The 16,137-nt window shown below is 50.4% G+C and carries 15 protein-coding genes; 1 reads left to right on the forward strand and 14 read right to left on the reverse strand.

The features are described 5' to 3' along the window. Positions 1 to 144 precede the first annotated feature (144 nt). The 10 genes from IJG50_05150 to infC form a co-directional block, all read right to left on the reverse strand. The gene (locus IJG50_05150) at positions 145 to 1,164 is read right to left on the reverse strand and encodes a radical SAM protein (protein ID MBQ3379237.1); all 1,020 of its coding nucleotides are present in this window, start codon (positions 1,162 to 1,164) and stop codon (positions 145 to 147) included. Then, positions 1,161 to 1,862: a ribonuclease III gene (locus IJG50_05155; protein ID MBQ3379238.1), complete on the reverse strand. Its 702-nt coding sequence runs from the start codon at positions 1,860 to 1,862 to the stop codon at positions 1,161 to 1,163. The genes IJG50_05150 and IJG50_05155 overlap by 4 nt, the downstream gene beginning before the upstream one ends. 225 nt (positions 1,863 to 2,087) lie before the next feature. After that, on the reverse strand, positions 2,088 to 3,104 hold the full coding sequence (gene plsX / locus IJG50_05160; GenBank protein ID MBQ3379239.1) for a phosphate acyltransferase PlsX: 1,017 nt from the start codon (positions 3,102 to 3,104) through the stop codon (positions 2,088 to 2,090). Positions 3,105 to 3,119: 15 nt separating this feature from the next. Beyond that, complete coding sequence (trmFO, locus tag IJG50_05165; protein ID MBQ3379240.1) at positions 3,120 to 4,427, reverse strand: methylenetetrahydrofolate--tRNA-(uracil(54)-C(5))-methyltransferase (FADH(2)-oxidizing) TrmFO; 1,308 nt, start codon at positions 4,425 to 4,427, stop codon at positions 3,120 to 3,122. Then, a complete protein-coding gene (gene topA / locus IJG50_05170; protein MBQ3379241.1) occupies positions 4,387 to 6,525 on the reverse strand; it encodes a type I DNA topoisomerase in 2,139 nt (712 codons plus the stop codon). Before topA ends, trmFO begins: the two co-directional genes overlap by 41 nt. Positions 6,526 to 6,628: 103 nt before the next feature. Beyond that, positions 6,629 to 7,837 (reverse strand): DNA-processing protein DprA, encoded by a 1,209-nt coding sequence (dprA, locus tag IJG50_05175; protein ID MBQ3379242.1) that lies wholly within the window; start codon positions 7,835 to 7,837, stop codon positions 6,629 to 6,631. 25 nt (positions 7,838 to 7,862) lie between these two features. Beyond that, on the reverse strand, positions 7,863 to 8,639 hold the full coding sequence (locus IJG50_05180; GenBank protein ID MBQ3379243.1) for an RNA methyltransferase: 777 nt from the start codon (positions 8,637 to 8,639) through the stop codon (positions 7,863 to 7,865). A 128-nt stretch (positions 8,640 to 8,767) separates the two neighbouring features. Then, entirely contained in the window at positions 8,768 to 9,121 is a 354-nt protein-coding gene (gene rplT, locus IJG50_05185) for a 50S ribosomal protein L20 (GenBank protein ID MBQ3379244.1), read from the reverse strand. A 58-nt stretch (positions 9,122 to 9,179) separates the two neighbouring features. Next, positions 9,180 to 9,377 carry a 50S ribosomal protein L35 gene (rpmI, locus tag IJG50_05190; GenBank protein MBQ3379245.1) on the reverse strand — a complete coding sequence of 66 codons (198 nt, stop codon included), beginning with the start codon at positions 9,375 to 9,377 and terminating at the stop codon, positions 9,180 to 9,182. A 38-nt stretch (positions 9,378 to 9,415) separates the two neighbouring features. Then, on the reverse strand, positions 9,416 to 9,907 hold the full coding sequence (gene infC, locus IJG50_05195; GenBank protein ID MBQ3379246.1) for a translation initiation factor IF-3: 492 nt from the start codon (positions 9,905 to 9,907) through the stop codon (positions 9,416 to 9,418). Positions 9,908 to 10,267: 360 nt separating this feature from the next. On the opposite strand from infC, the gene IJG50_05200 reads away from it, so the two are divergent. Then, positions 10,268 to 11,695, forward strand: coding sequence for a nicotinate phosphoribosyltransferase (locus IJG50_05200; protein ID MBQ3379247.1), 1,428 nt, complete (start codon positions 10,268 to 10,270; stop codon positions 11,693 to 11,695). A gap of 62 nt (positions 11,696 to 11,757) precedes the next feature. Here IJG50_05200 and IJG50_05205 read toward each other — a convergent pair whose 3' ends face one another. From IJG50_05205 to obgE, 4 genes are all read right to left on the reverse strand, one after another. After that, positions 11,758 to 13,323, reverse strand: a complete 1,566-nt coding sequence (locus IJG50_05205; protein MBQ3379248.1) for a CTP synthase — start codon at positions 13,321 to 13,323, stop codon at positions 11,758 to 11,760. A gap of 72 nt (positions 13,324 to 13,395) precedes the next feature. Then, positions 13,396 to 14,322 carry a hypothetical protein gene (locus IJG50_05210; protein MBQ3379249.1) on the reverse strand — a complete coding sequence of 309 codons (927 nt, stop codon included), beginning with the start codon at positions 14,320 to 14,322 and terminating at the stop codon, positions 13,396 to 13,398. Positions 14,323 to 14,457: 135 nt separating this feature from the next. Continuing rightward, positions 14,458 to 14,802, reverse strand: a complete 345-nt coding sequence (locus IJG50_05215; GenBank protein ID MBQ3379250.1) for a DUF3795 domain-containing protein — start codon at positions 14,800 to 14,802, stop codon at positions 14,458 to 14,460. Between the two features lie 57 nt (positions 14,803 to 14,859). Beyond that, positions 14,860 to 16,137 carry a GTPase ObgE gene (gene obgE / locus IJG50_05220; protein MBQ3379251.1) on the reverse strand — a complete coding sequence of 426 codons (1,278 nt, stop codon included), beginning with the start codon at positions 16,135 to 16,137 and terminating at the stop codon, positions 14,860 to 14,862.

The following is a 16,137-nucleotide window of genomic DNA, read 5'->3' on the forward strand; positions in this document are numbered from 1 at the left end:
GCAGCAATTCACGAATTTTCTCCCTCCGTGCTCGTTCCTCGGAACTGCGTTTTCTTCTGCTGCTCATAATTAAACCTCCAATATGGTGCTTCTATTTTACACCTTATCGGAGGTTTACACAATTTTCGGGACGGCCTCTCTTTTTTATATGCTCTTTATGATCACTTGAAAACCCTTAAGGCTGTCGTCCTCTCTTACTTTGATATGATCGAGTGAAAAGCGCTCTTTAAGCTTTTCTATATTGCTTCGTTTGTATCCCGTCATCTTTGACGACGCGCGCGCCGGAACGCGTATCTCAATGCGCGTCGGCCTGCCCAAACGCTCTATCTCGCCGCAGGCGGCGTTATAAAACACGCGCGAATAGCAAAGCTCGCCGAGCGACGGGTGGTATGCGCCCAACACCTTGCCGGAAGACAAGATCTCGTTTTCCATAAGTCCCACGCGCAGTATCGTTATATTTTCGCGCACGAACATCGGTATAAGCTCGGCGCACAGGCTTACCGCCTCAGATACGCTCTGCGGCTCGTACTCGCCGCGTTCGGCCATATCCCAAAGCGCCGTGCCGGGGAGCACTACGCAGGGGTATATCCTCACCGTGTCAGGGCGAAGCGCGATAAGCTCGCGCGCCGTGTAAAGGCTCGTTTCACGGTCGTCTCCCACAAGGCCCGTCATCATCTGAAGCCCCAAAGAGAAGCCGGCGTCCTTTATAAGGCGCGCCGCACGGCGCGTATCGTCGGCAGTATGACCGCGGTTCGACAGCGAAAGCACGCGGTCGCTCATCGACTGCGCGTCCAGCTCTATCGCGGTAACGCCGTAAGCGCGGAGCTCTGAAAGTATTTTTTCGTCTATCGCGTCGGGGCGCGTTGAAAGGCGTATCCCGTTGATCCTTTTCCTGTACTCGTGCGCCGCCGAAAGAAGCTCGCGCCTAAGCGCCTCGTCTATCGCCGTAAAGCTGCCGCCGAAAAAGGCCGCCTCAACGTGAACGCGCCCGGGCAGTTTTTCTGTATATTCAAGCGTTTTTTCGATAAGCTCGCGCACACGGCCGCCGTTTGGAACGTATGTATTCATCGTTATTTTATGCTGATCGCAGAAAACGCAGTCGTTCGGGCATCCCAAATGCGGCACGAATATCGGCACGTTTATCGTGCGAATGCGCTCGCTCACTGCTTTATTTCCCCCATCAGCACGAGCGCAAGACGCGCCGCGTCCTGCTGCGCCTCTTTTTTGCTTCGTCCCCTTCCGGAAGCGAAAACGTTGTTATTGAGCATTACGTCCACTTCAAACACCTTTAAGTGGTCGGGACCGCTCTCGCTTTTTAATTCGTAGCTTAAAACTTCTTCTTTATTCTTCTGCACGATCTCCTGAAGCATCGTCTTATAGTCTTTGAGCGACTTTCCGGTCGCCGCCTTCTTTATCGGCTCAATAAAGCGCGGCATGAAAACATGACGTACGGCCGAAAGCCCACCGTCAAGATATACGGCTCCCATAAGCGCCTCGTAAGCGTCGGCCAATATGGACGTGCGGCTTCGTCCGTTCGTCGCCTCTTCGCCTCGTCCGAGATATAAAAATGCGCCTAAGTCCAGCTCCTTTGCGCGTTCGTAAAGCGAACGCTCGCATACTACGTTCGAGCGTATCTTCGTAAGCTCGCCCTCCGGCATATTATAATAATGCTTATAAAGATACTCCGAGACCATTATGCTTAAAACGCTGTCGCCCAAAAATTCAAGACGCTCGTTCGAATGACCGTGCTTCGCATGATTTTCATTGGCGTATGAGCTGTGCGTCAGCGCGTTTTCAAGTATCGATATGTCTTTGAATCCATATCCTATTTTTTCACAAAGCTTCTCTTCTCTTTTGTCCATGAGTCCTCCTTTTATTGCTTTAACGAAAAAATAAGACCATATCAAAAATCGAGAGATACCCGCGTTCTTTGATACGGCCTGCTTTTTTGCAAAAAGCTCTATTCTTTATTATGTCCGTTCTTCGTCCCCGCTTTCGATAAAGACCGCCGTATGCTTTTTAAAACTCCTTAAACGTGCGGCACACGCGACCGCACGTTTAAATCATACTCCATAAAAGCTCCGCTGTCAAATGCTCGGCTTTTTTCTTTCGCCGTCGGAGGCTTCTATGCCCTTTCTTATCTCATTTGTCACGTCGGCTTTAACATAGTCGCTCACATTGATTATCGTGCTGTAGAATGTGCGCGCGTCAGACGAACCGTGCGTTTTGAACACCGGCTTTTTAATGCCTAAAAACGCCGTGCCGCCGACTTCTTTATAATCGTACCGCTTTTTTAAATCGGTAAACGAATCTTTTACCATCATTGCGCCGAGCTTTGCCTTCGTTCCCGACATGAACACGTCTTTAACGCTGCCCATCAGCACCTTTGCAAGTCCCTCATACAGCTTTAAGGCCACGTTGCCGGTAAAGCCGTCGGTAACTACTACGTCGGCGCCCGAATACGGCACGTCGCGCCCTTCGATATTTCCTATAAAGTTTATATCCGCTTCACTTAAAAGCTTATATGCTTCAAGCTGAAGCTCCGTGCCCTTGGTGTCCTCGGCGCCCACGTTCAAAAGTCCCACTCTCGGATTTTCAATGCCCTTTACCATGCGCATATATATGCTGCCCATAACGGCGAACTGCATAAGCATCTGCGGAGTGCACACGATATTTGCGCCTGCGTCTATAAGCATGAACGGCCCGTCCTTTGCGGGAAGCAGCGGAGCGAGCGCTCCTCGCTTTACTCCCGCTAAGCGCTTGACTATAAGCGTGCCGCCCGCAAACAGCGCGCCTGTATTGCCGGCGCTTATAAAGGCGTCGCCTCTTCCTTCGGAAAGCGCCCGAAGGCCCGTCATCATAGACGAGTCGGGCTTATTTTTAACGACCGAGGTGGGGTCGTCGTGACCGTCTATGACAAAAGGGGCATGAAGTATTGAAAACCTGCCCTGAGCTCCCGCCGCCGCGATCTCCGCGCCAAGCTTTTCCTCATCGCCCGAAAGCGTTATCTCTATATCGCTTCTCTCATTCATCGCCATAAGCGCGCCGTCTATCGCTGCGCGCGGGCCCAGATCGCCGCCGTATGCGTCGATAATTATATTCATATATATACACCTGCCTTAAATATCAAAGCTCTTTTTTAACTCCTCTATTTTTAAAAGCGCGCGTTCGGAGATTTTTAAATTCTTCTCACGCTTCGGCTTCACCTTATATCCAAGCGGCGACATTATGCCGAAATTCACGTTCATCGGCTGAAAATTCACAACGGTCTCGTCGCTTATATAATGAGAAAGCGCGCCTATCGCCGTGTCGCGCGTAAAATCTATGGGGCTTTTGCCCGAAAGTATGCGCGCAAGATTTATACCGCACAAAAGCCCGCTCGACGCAGACTCCACATACCCCTCGACGCCCGTTATCTGACCGGCGAACCATATATTTTTATCATCCTTCATACGATAGGATTTGTCAAGTATGCGCGGAGAGTCGATGAATGTATTGCGGTGCATGACGCCGTATCGCGTAAAAGCGGCGTTATTAAGCCCGGGTATCATGGAAAAAACGCGCTTCTGCTCGGGGAATTTTAGGTGCGTTTGAAATCCCACCATATTATAAAGCGTACCGTCGGCGTTGTCGCGCCTAAGCTGCACCACGGCATACGGCGTATTGCCCGTATGCGGGTCTCTAAGCCCTACTGGCTTTAAGGGGCCGAAAAGCAGCGTTTCTCTTCCCCTCGCCGCCATTACCTCAACGGGCATACATCCCTCGAATACGCGGCTGTTCTCAAATTCGTGAAGCTCGGCGCATTCCGCGCTCACGAGCGCATCGTAAAAAGCGTCGTACTCCTTTCGCGTCATGGGACAGTTTATATAATCGGGCGTGCCCTTGTCGTAGCGCGACGCAAGATAAGCCTTGTCCATATCTATAGACTCGTATTCTACTATAGGCGCCGCCGCATCGAAAAAGTGAAGGCTCTCGCGTCCCACCTTTTTTCGTATCTGTGAAAAAAGCTCGTCATCCGTAAGCGGCCCGGTGGCTATTATCGTGGGAACGTCCGCGTTTATTTCGGTCGCTCTTTTTGTAACTACCGTGATATTCGGCTCGGACTTTATGCGCTCTGTCACGCTTTTTTCAAAACCTTCGCGGTCAACGGCCAGCGCGCCGCCCGCAGGCACGCGGTTCTCGTCGGCGCACTGCATTATAAGCGACGAAAGCGCGCGCATCTCATGCTTTAAAAGACCTACCGCGTTCTCGAGCGTGTCGGCTCTTAAGGAATTGGAGCATACAAGCTCTGCAAAGCCGCTGCTTTTATGCGCGGGCGAAAAATATTCGGGCTTTTGTTCAAAAAGCTCCACCTTCACGCCCCGGCGGGCAAGCTGCCACGCGGCCTCACTTCCCGCCAGTCCCGCTCCTACTACCCTTGCCTGCACCGTCTAAGCTCCTCGCGTAATCGCAATCCTCGTTCATACAGTAGAGCTTTCTGCCCCAGCGCGTCTTTTTAAGGATCATCCCGCCGCATTTGGGACATACCTCGTTTGTAGGCTCATCCCACTGTATGAACTTGCAGTCCTGATTTTCACATGCGTAAAAGACCTTATTGGTCTTCGATCTTCTCTTTATTATATCGCCGCCGCATTCGGGGCATTTCACGCCTATCTTCTCGACTATAGACTTTGTATTGCGGCATGCGGGAAAGCCCGGACACGCCAAAAAGCGCCCGTTTCGTCCCATTTTATATACCATTTTTCTTCCGCAAAGCTCGCAAACGACGTCGCTTTCCTCATCAGGTATCTTAAGGCTGAGATCTCCGAGCTTATTTTCGGCTTCCTTTAAGGAAGTGTCAAAATCTCCGTAGAACTCGGAAAGCACGCTCGTCCACGAACGGTCTCCCTCTTCTACCTCGTCGAGCTTTTTCTCCATATTCGCGGTGAACGACACGTCTACTATATCGTCGAAGTTCTCCTTCATTATTTTAGTCGTAAGCTCGCCCAGCTCTGTGGGAACAAGCATCTTCTTGTCGCGCACAACATATCCGCGTGCGATTATAGTAGTAACAGTAGGCGCATAAGTGCTTGGACGGCCTATCCCATTCTCCTCCAGCGTTTTGATAAGCGTAGCTTCATTGTAGCGTGAAGGCGGCTGAGTAAAGAGCTGCTCCGAATGTATGGCTTGAAACTTCAGCTCGTCTCCCTCAAAGATCTCGGGAAGGCTCTTTTGACGTCTGCCCTTTTGGGCGCTCTGCGCTTCGGTATCCGTAGTATCTACGTATACGGCCGTATATCCGGGAAATATAAGAGTGCTTCCCGAAGCCTTGAAGATATGGCCGTTAGCCTCTATATCCGCGCTTGTCGCCGAATATACGGCGCTCGACATCTGACTTGCTATAAAACGCTCCCATATAAGCTTATAAAGCTTGTAATTATCTTTGGAAAGACTGTTCTTAAGCTTCTCGGGCGTAAGATCTGTATATGTCGGGCGTATAGCCTCATGCGCGTCCTGCGCGCCCGACTTTGCCTTATAGATACGCGGCTGCGGCGGATAATACTCTTCGCCGTACTGCGATATTATAAGATCGCGCGCGGCCTGTCTTGCCTCGTCGGAAATGCGCAGCGAGTCGGTCCTCATATAAGTGATAAGACCTACCGAGCCGCGTCCGGGAATGTTTACTCCTTCGTAAAGCTCCTGTGCCACAGACATCGTTTTGCGCGGCTGAAATCCCAGCTTGTACGACGCCTCCTGTTGAAGCGTGCTCGTTATAAAAGGCGCATACGGCTTTTTTTGCTTCTGTGCCTTCTTTACGCTTTTTACCGTATACTGCGCGTCCGTTACGGCGGCAAGTATTTCGTCTGCCTGCTCTTTGTTTTTCACCGTTTCCTGCTTTTTTTCGCCCGAGGGAGCGTAATACTTTGCGTTGAACGAACGCTTGTGCTTTGCGCTTAAAAGGTCAACGTCAATATTCCAGTATTCCTTCGGTTCAAAACTGTTTATCTCCGCTTCTCTGTCGACCACGAGCCGCGTTGCGACAGACTGAACGCGTCCGGCGCTCAGGCCTTTTTTTACGGTGCGCCAGAGCACGGGGCTTATCTTATATCCCACTATCCTGTCGAGCACACGGCGCGCCTGCTGCGCGTCCACAAGGTTTTTATCTATAACTCGCGGATTTTTTATGCCGTTCTTTACGGCTGTCTTCGTTATCTCGTTGAACGTAACGCGGATCGGCTCGTTTTCGTCAAGCCCCAATATCTGCGCAAGATGCCACGATATCGCCTCTCCCTCGCGGTCGGGGTCGGTAGCGAGAAAAACCTTATCGGCTTTCTTTGCGTCTTTCTTCAGTTTAGCGATAAGCGAACCTTTGCCGCGTATCGATATATATTTAGGCTCAAAGTTGTTTTGCACGTCAACTCCGAGCTGGCTTTTAGGCAAATCTCTCAAATGGCCCATCGAGGCCTCTATTGTATAGTTGCTCCCCAGGTATCGACCTATTGTACGCGCCTTTGAAGGAGACTCTACAATAACAAGATATGACATCGGATCATTCCTTTCGTCTGTAACTTTGATCACATGTTTAAGGATCATTCGTTTCCATGAACTGTAAACGGCGTATGGCCGCTAATCATTCTACCACAAGATTTTAAATAATAGAATACCGTTTGTCTAGTTTTTTTAATATTATTCCTTCCATTTCCAGTTTGATGAGCGCCGCAGCAAGCTGCGACGATGAGGCTTCTGACCTTGAAAGCATTTCGTCAAGCGTCATATCGCTTTCACAAAGCATGGAAAGCACGTCTCTTTCCGATTCCTCGTATTTATCCAAATCAATATTGTTTTGTTTTTTACCGTCTTCCAATACGGCCTTTTTTACCTCTTCCTTGGAAACGCGCACCTCCGTTTTCGGCGCGGGCTTTTCATCGGGATCGCTTTTATATTCCGAAATACGCCTTGTAAGGTTTTCGCGCATCACCGGTATGAAGTATCTGTACTGGCTTACGATATCGTAAGCCTCCGTAACAAGATACGCGCCCTCCTTTATAAGCGCGTTCGACCCCTCGCAGAATTTGCTAGTTATCCTGCCCGGCACGACGAAAACGTCGCGTCCCTGCTCAAGCGCATGCCTTGCCGTTATCAGCGCTCCGCTCGTCCGGGGCGCTTCAACTATCAGTACGCCCTGCGACAGTCCGCTTATTATTCTGTTCCTTGTGGGAAAATTCATTTTCGCAGGCGGCGTGCCCATCGGATACTCGGATATTACGGCGCCGTTTTTTGATATGGCCCCAAAGAACCTTTTGTTCTCGGTCGGATATACTATGTCTGCTCCGCAGCCCATAACGGCTATCGTGCGGCCGTACGACTCATATGCTCCCTTCAGCGCGGCGGTATCTATGCCGCGCGCTCCGCCGGAGATCACGGTAACGCCCGTTTTTGCCAGTTCACTCCCGAAATATTCGGCGGCGGCAATTCCGTATTCGGAACAGCTCCTTGTACCTACCACGGAAATGCAAAGCTCCTCGTCTATATTTCCAAGGTCGCCTTTCACATATAATATGTGCGGCGGACAGTAAATATTTAAAAGACGCACGGGAAATTTTTCCGAATAGCTCGGTATGACGCCTACTCCCGCTTTATGGCATCTTTCAAGCTCCCTTTTTGCCTCGTCAAGGCTTTTATTGCTTAAAATGCGCTCTATCGTATCCTGTTTAAGACCGCCCACAGATACGAGCTCGCCCTTTGTTTTGCGGTAGACCTCCTCTGCGCTGCCGAAAGCGTTTATAAGCAGGTCGAGGTCGATGTTTTTAACTCCCAAAAGAAGAGTAAGCCACAAATGATATATAAGCTTGTCCATAACCTTCACTCCCCGTTTTTGCCTGTTATGCACGGCGCCCTGCCGTTTCCCACATGATAACGCCTGCCGAAACGGCGGCGTTCAAAGATTCCGTTTCTCCGCTCATCGGTATGATAACGGCGTCGTCGCATTCATTTAAAGCCTCCAAAGATACGCCTCTCGCCTCGTTTCCGATAACAAAAGCCGAAAGCTTCGAAGGTTCAAATCCTCCCAGCCTTTTTGCGTCTTTTTCAAGCGCGGCCGCGTATACGCGCGCTCCCATGCTTTTAAGCTTTTTTACGGCGGATACGGCGTTTGGCTCGTAAAATACCGGCTGTCTGAACGCGCTGCCCATAGTGGCGCGAAGCGTCTTGTCGTTATATACGTCGGCGCACGCTCCGCAAAGCACTACGCCGCGTACTCCGAAGGCCTCCGCCGTGCGTATCACCGTTCCAACGTTCCCGGGGTCGGACACCTCGTCGAGCAATATATAAACGCCGTCTTCTTCGCCGGTGCTTCTTATTTCTTTAAAAACTCTTTTCTTAATTAGCGCCGTTATCCCCTGCGGCGCGGACGTTTGTGAAAGCAGCCCTATTATCGAATCGTTCACCGTTATCGTGCGAACGCCGCTTTCGCCCATATCGGGCATTTTACCGCCGTAAGCGTCGGATATAAGCAGCGCCTTTATCTCAACGCCGCTCTTTATCGCCTCGGATATCAGCTTATATCCCTCGATAAGACAGAGCTCGCTCTTTTTTCCCGCTTTTTTAACGGCGTAAAGCTCCTTTATATAAGGGTTTTTTCTGCTTGTTATAATTTCCATACGATGCGCTCCGCTTTTTTCTTTGATTATACTTGCAAACGATATGATATTTCAAGCCGCATTTTCTTATCCATAAATAAAACGTCCGCTTATTGTTAAAAACGGACGTTTTACGATAGTGCTTTTTATTAAAGAGCCGCCTTTGCCTTCTCAACGAGCGCCGTGAAAGCCGCAGCGTCGGAAATGGCGATCTCGGAAAGCATCTTTCTGTTGATGTCGATGCCCGCCTTCTTAAGGCCGTTCATAAATCTCGAATAATTTATGTCGTTCATCTTGCAGGCTGCCGAAATTCTCGTTATCCAAAGACGTCTAAAATCTCTCTTTTTCTGTTTTCTGCCTATATATGCATAAGTAAGCGACTTCATTACCGCTTCGTTGGCGGTACGATAGAGCTTGCTTTTCGCTCCTCTGTAACCCTTCGCAAGCTTTAATACTCTCTTTCTTCTCTTTTTGGTGCTTAAGCCACCCTTTACTCTTGCCATTTCTTATATCTCCTTACTGAATTATCGAATTTCGTTTGTATCTCTTACCGCCTAAAGCTTATGCATAAGGGATAAGCTTCTTGATGGTGGGTGCATTAGCGTCGGATGCGTATATGCCCTTTCTTAATGCTCTCTTTCTCTTGGTAGACTTCTTCGTAAGAATATGTCTTCTATATGCCTGCGAACGCTTTACTTTTCCGCCCTTAGTAAGGGAAAATCTCTTTTTTGCACCGCTGTGCGTCTTTATTTTAGCCATTCTCTATGTCCCTCCGCAAAAAATTGTTTTATGAAAAATTATTTAGCCGTCAAAAACATGACCATACTGCGACCTTCCAGCTTGGGCTTTTTATCGACCGAAGCGACTTCGCTCATAGCCTCTGCAAAACGGTCTAAAAGCTCGACGCCCTGGCTCTGATGCTGCATCTCACGCCCGCGAAATCTCACGGACACCTTCACCTTGTCGCCGTTCTGAATAAATTTAAGCGCATGCTTTACCTTTGTATTAAAATCATGCACGTCTATCATGAGCGACAGGCGTATCTCCTTTACCTCCGTCACCTTCTGGTTTTTGCGCTGTTCCTTTTCCTTTTTGGAAAGCTCAAAACGATACTTGCCGTAATCCATGATACGACAAACAGGCGGATTGGCCTGCGGGGCGATTTTTACAAGGTCAAGATTTTTTTCTTCAGCGATGTCCATGGCCTTTTTTATGTCCATTATGCCAAGCTGACTTCCGTCAGCGTCGATAAGACGTATCTCCTTATCGGTTATCTCATCGTTGATCATCAAATCCTTGAAGCTAATAATTAAACACCTCTTCTAAAATATTAAACAAAAACGGGCGCACATAATGCACCCGTCAAAATACAAGAAAAAACAAAAGTTATTTTCCGATCGTATTGACCCGGCAACGAGATCGCCAAGGTGAGACGGGCGCACCGCCTTCTTTGTTCCGATACATAATATCACAGCCGCTTTTTAATGTCAAGCGTTTTATTCATGATTTGTCGGATAATTAAAAAACGCAGACTCATTTTCTTTATTTTTTAATTGATTTATTAAAAAAGCGTGATATACTATAGTTTAATATGACCCAAAGAGGTGTTTTAAATGGCAAGATCAAACGGTCTCAGGCTCAATATGTCGATGCTCAGCGACTTTTACGAGTTTACGATGAGCAACGGCTTTTTCCAGGGGAAAATGCGTGACCGAACTGCATATTTCGACGTTTTTTTCAGAAAAAATCCCGACAACGGCGGTTTTTCGATAATGGCGGGTCTTGAGCAGGTAATAGAGTATATAAACAATCTCAAATTCACGAAAGAGGACATTGAATATCTGCGCGGCAAAAAGATGTTCAACGAGGAGTTTTTAAAGTATCTTGAAAACTTCAAGTTCACCTGCGACGTGTGGGCCGTGCCCGAGGGAACGCCGATATTTCCCGGAGAGCCGATACTTACGGTGCGCGGCAACGTAATAGAGGCGCAGCTTCTCGAAACGATGATACTGCTTACGCTGAATCACCAGTCGCTTATCGCGACAAAGACGAACCGCATCGTGCGCGCGGCGCAGGGGCGCTCTGTCATGGAATTCGGCGCGCGGCGCGCTCAGGGCGCCGACGCCGCAAATTACGGCACGCGCGCGGCGTACATAGGCGGCGCAAGCTCAAGCTCGAATACGATAGTCGACCGCGAATACGGCGTGCCCGCCTCCGGCACGATGGCCCATTCGTGGGTGCAGCTTTTCGACTCGGAATACGAGGCCTTCTATGAATACGCAAGGCTTTATCCGTCAAGCTGCGTTCTGCTCGTCGATACGTACAACGTGCTCAAATCCGGCATACCTAACGCGATAAAAGTATTCAACGAAGTGATCGTGCCCTCCGGCAACAGGCCCGTGGGGATACGCCTTGACTCCGGCGATATCACGTATCTGTCGCGCCGCGCCCGTCAAATGCTCGACGAGGCGGGATTTCCCGACTGCAAGATAGTCGCTTCGAATTCTCTCGACGAATACGTTATCCGCGATATGCTATTGCAGGGCGCGCAGATAGACTCGTTCGGCGTGGGCGAGCGTCTTATAACGGCAAAGAGCGATCCCGTATTCGGCTGCGTTTACAAGCTCGTTGCCGCTGAGGACGAAAACGGCAATATCATACCTAAGATAAAGATATCGGAGAACGTGACGAAAATAACCACGCCTCATTTTAAAAAGCTCTACCGTCTTTTTGAGCGCGGTACCGACAAGGCCATCGCCGACGTTGTGGCCCTTCACGACGAAGTGATAGACGATACGAAGCCTTACGAGGTGTTCGACCCGGCGTTCACGTGGAAGCGTAAGAAGATAGAAAATTACTACGCAGTCGAGCTTATGACAAGGATCTACGACAAGGGCAGGCTCGTCTACGATATGCCCTCGCTTAAAGAGATCCAACAGAAATGCCGCTGCGAAGTCGATAAGCTGTGGGACGAGGTAAAGCGTTTTGAAAATCCGCACAATTATTACGTCGATCTCTCGCAGAAGCTTTGGGATATAAAGGACGCGCTCATCGCAAAGAACAAATTCGTGCTTTGACGAGCATAAATTTACGGCCTGCATCGTTTTGATGCGGGCCGTTTTTATTACTCATGTTTTAATTATTCCGCGCAGACCTTTATGAAGCTCTTAAAGAGCGGATGCGGTCTGTTCGGGCGCGACTTGAACTCCGGATGGAACTGTGTTGCAACGTACCAGCGCTTATCGGGAAGCTCGGCTATGTCGGCGTACTTGCCGTCGGGGGCAAGGCCCGAGAATACCATTCCGGCCTTTTCAAGCTTTTCTTTATACACAAAATCAAGCTCATAAAGATGGCGGTGTCTTTCCTGTATGCGGCCGGAGAAATACGCCTCGTGCGCCTTAGTGCCGGGGCTGAGCAGGCACGAATAAAGCCCAAGCCTCATGCCCTCGCCCTTTATGTAAAGCGGCGACTTCGTATCGGGGTCAAATTCTACTGAATTTGCATCGGGTATTCCGGCAACATTTCTTGCGAATTCTATAACGGCAAGCTGCATGCCCTCGCCCAATGCGAAAAGCGGCACGTCGTTCTCTCTTGCAAACCTAAGCGCCGCAAGCTTTCCTTCGATACCTCCGTCGCCTATCGCTCCGGGAACTACTATACCCTGGCAGCCTGCGAACTTTTCTTTTGCGTTCTCGTAATTAAGCCCCTCCGAAGGCACCCACTCGATATCGACGCTCACGCCGTTTGCAATGCCTCCGTGGAAAAGCGCCTCGGCAACGCTTAGGCAGGCGTCGTGAAGCTCGTTATACTTGCCCGCTATCGCCACCTTAACGCACTTTTTCGCCGTTTTTATCTTCTCGACCATGGCGCTCCATTCCGCAAGGTCCGGCTTTGTTTGGGGGAGGTTTAAACGCTTTAAAACTACTTGGGCAAGTCCCTCCTTCTCCAAAAGGAGCGGCACCTCGTAAAGCGTGTCCGCCGTGGGGTTAAGTATCACGCAGTCGGGCTCTATATTGCAAAATAGCGCTATCTTCTCCCTTACGTCCTTTGGCATCTCGCTTTCGCAGCGGCATACGATAACGTCGGGCTGGATGCCGAGGCTTAATAACTTCTTCGCGCTGTGCTGCGTCGGCTTCGTTTTAAGCTCGCCCGAGCCGGAAATATACGGCACGAGCGCAACGTGGATATACATACAGTTTGAGCGTCCCACGTCCTTCATTATCTGGCGTATCGCCTCTAAAAAGGGCAGGCCCTCGATGTCGCCGACAGTGCCGCCTATCTCCGTTATTACGAAGTCGGCGTCCGTCTCTCTCGCCACGCGGTGTACGCATTCCTTTATCTCGTTCGTTATATGAGGTATTACCTGAACGGTGCGTCCGCCGTAGTCGCCGTGGCGCTCCTTCAATATAACGCTCTTATATATCTTTCCCGTAGTTATATCGGAATCGACGTTCAGATTCTCGTCGATAAAGCGCTCGTAGTGACCTATGTCGAGGTCGCCCTCCGCGCCGTCGTCCGTCACGAATACCTCTCCGTGCTGATACGGGCTCATCGTTGCCGGATCGACATTAAGATACGGGTCGAACTTCTGATTTCTCACCTTATATCCGCGCGCCTTTAATAGGCGTCCCAAAGACGCGGCCGTTATTCCCTTTCCGAGTCCCGAAACGACTCCTCCCGTTACGAATACGTACTTTACAGGCATATAAAAATCCCCCTAAGAGCATACTTGATTTTACATATATTTTATTAGTTCAAACCGTTTCTTCGGCCGTCTCTACTTCGTCATCTCCCTGTAGGCAGTCAGGGGGATCCAGCTGTTTTTGTTCATCACGAAGATACTGAGCTTCTCCACGCTGCCGTCGTTTTTTATAGTCGCGCCGGCGTTGTAGATGTTCTCAAGCTCGCTCGGCGTAAGCTTTACCATTTTGATGCCTAAAAACCGGCCGTCCTTTGCAAAGCTTGCCATAAGCACCAATATCGCATCGCTGTCGGCTGACTCGCCCGTCACCTTTATCCTGACTTCCGTATAAAAGTCGTCTTCAGTATCGGGAAGCTTCGTGGGAGAGACTGTATTATCGGTGCTTGCGTAGAGTATATCTATATCCCGCTCCACGGCAGGCTTTGTATTAAGTCCGCATACGGCGTCGATGTCCGCGCCCGGCCAATCGCCCGCGGGATTGTTTCCCGTGTCCGTCAGGCGCACATAGAGGATGCTTGCGCTTGTCGGAACTTCTCCGTCTTTAAAGTCGAGCCCTGCGGTGCGTCCCTCAGCCACTCCGATATCGTACCATGTGACCATATCCTCGCTTACCTCTACGCGTGTCTCCTCCACATAGCCGCCGACCTCAAAAATGTAGATGTCGTCGCCTTCGCCGTCGTAGATCGGCGCGTCAAAGGCAAGCACAAGAACGCCGTTGATCCCGAGACAGAGATCGCCCGTGCTTGAGTTGCTGTCGTCGGCGTCCGGCAGGCCGAGAGCTATAACGGGATCCGTATTGGCCCCGGTACGCCAGGGAGAGCCGGGAATGAATTCAACGACTCGGCTGGCAAAGGCGCTCACAGGTACGGTAACAAAGTTGCCCTCACGATCGGTGAATTTGTACTGATCTCCGTCAACGTATCCTTCCTCGGCAGAAGCCGAGACCGCCATTGCAATACATAAAAGGAGCGCAAGTAACAAAGAAAGAATGCGTTTTTTCATTGCCGTTTCCTCCTATAATATTATTAGACAGACAGTTCCTTTAAGTATTTTATACAAAACGGCGAAAAAGGTCAATAAAATTCGCGTATAAACCGAAAAAAGAGACGGCTTCGTCCCTTTTTTCATCGATGTATTTTATTCGCCCTTTATCCTCTTTAAATTCTTAAGAGCGTCGCTGTTATTTGAAATGACTATTGCGGCCTTTTCGCAATTTTCAAGCTCGGCGCAGTCGCCGCAGGTAACAACGCCTTTTTTAACGGCGCACCGGCGTATCGGGCAGAGGCTTTGGCAGTACACGGTCTTTTTGCCGTCCCTTCGGCAGCCTTCGCAGTTTATATGCTCCGGCAGAATAGGCGCATTATTGAGTTCTGCCCACAGCTTCGCCGTTTTTTCGCGCAGCGCCCAGTCGTCGTTTACCGTTGCGATATATGCGTCGCATTTTTCGCAGTCAAGCCCGCAGTATGCGATCATTGTATTCATAATATTTCCTCCCGCCGCCGCGTCCGTGCGGCGTTATATATGCGATCGATGCGGCGTTTACTCCATAAAGTCGAACTCTAAATTGTACATGATGACGGTGTCGCCGTCCTTAACGCCGGCCTCGGTGAGCTTGTCGATAACTCCCGTGCGTCTCAGCGTGCGCTGGAAATACGCCATGCTCTCGTAGTCGTCCATGTTGACGGAATTAAGAAGCACGTAAAGCCAGTCGCCCTCGACGACGTAAGCGTCTCCCTCGCGCGTTATCGTAATGTCGTTCGGGTCCTCGGCTATCGGCTTTTCGGGCTCGAAGTAATCGGGCTCAAAGCGTTCGGGCTTCGGTATTTTCGACAGCCTCTCAGCCGCGGCGTTTATCACCTCGCGCGTGCCGGACGCCGTTGCCGCCGACATGGTATAAAACTCGTATCCGAGCTTTCGCACATAGCTTTCAAACTTTTTAAGGAGCGCATCGTCTGTGATTATGTCAACCTTGTTGCCTACGACGATCTGCGGCCTCTCTGAAAGCTCGGCGCTGTAATTTTTAAGCTCTCTGTTTATCGTTTCAAAGTCCTCTATCGGGTCGCGTCCCTCGCTGCCCGACACGTCCACTATATGGATAAGAAGGCGGCAGCGGTCAACGTGCCTTAAAAAGTCGTGTCCCAGTCCCACGCCTTCGCTTGCGCCCTCGATAAGTCCCGGTATGTCCGCCATAACGAACGAAAGCTCGTCCGATATGCGCACTACGCCGAGATTCGGCGTAAGCGTTGTAAAGTGATAATTGGCTATCTCGGGGCGCGCTGCCGATACCACCGAAAGGAAAGTCGATTTCCCCACGTTGGGAAAGCCCAGTAATCCCACATCGGCAATGAGCTTTAACTCCAATATAACGTCGCGCCTCTGACCCGGCAGTCCCGCCTTTGCAAAGCGCGGAGTCTGGCGCGTAGGCGTGGCAAAATGCGTATTGCCCCAGCCGCCGCGTCCGCCCTTGGCCGCGATGAACGGCTCGTCAGACGACGACATGTCCCATATGAGCTTGCCCGTTTCGGCGTCTTTTATGAGCGTGCCTTCCGGCACCTTGATAACAAGGTCCTTCCCGTTCTTTCCGAAGCACTTCTTCTGTCCGCCGCCCTGGCCGTCCTCGGCAAAATATTTGCGCTTATATTTAAAGTCCATAAGCGTAGACATATTTCGGTCCACAACGAATACCACGTTGCCGCCTTGCCCTCCGTCGCCGCCGTCAGGGCCTCCCGCGTTTATATATTTTTCGCGGTGGAACGACACCTTGCCGTGGCCGCCGTCGCCGCCTTTTATCGTTATTTTTGCGACGTCTATAAACAT

It is taken from the genome of Clostridia bacterium, assembly GCA_017405765.1.
Lineage (GTDB): Bacteria > Bacillota > Clostridia > Oscillospirales > RGIG577 > RGIG577.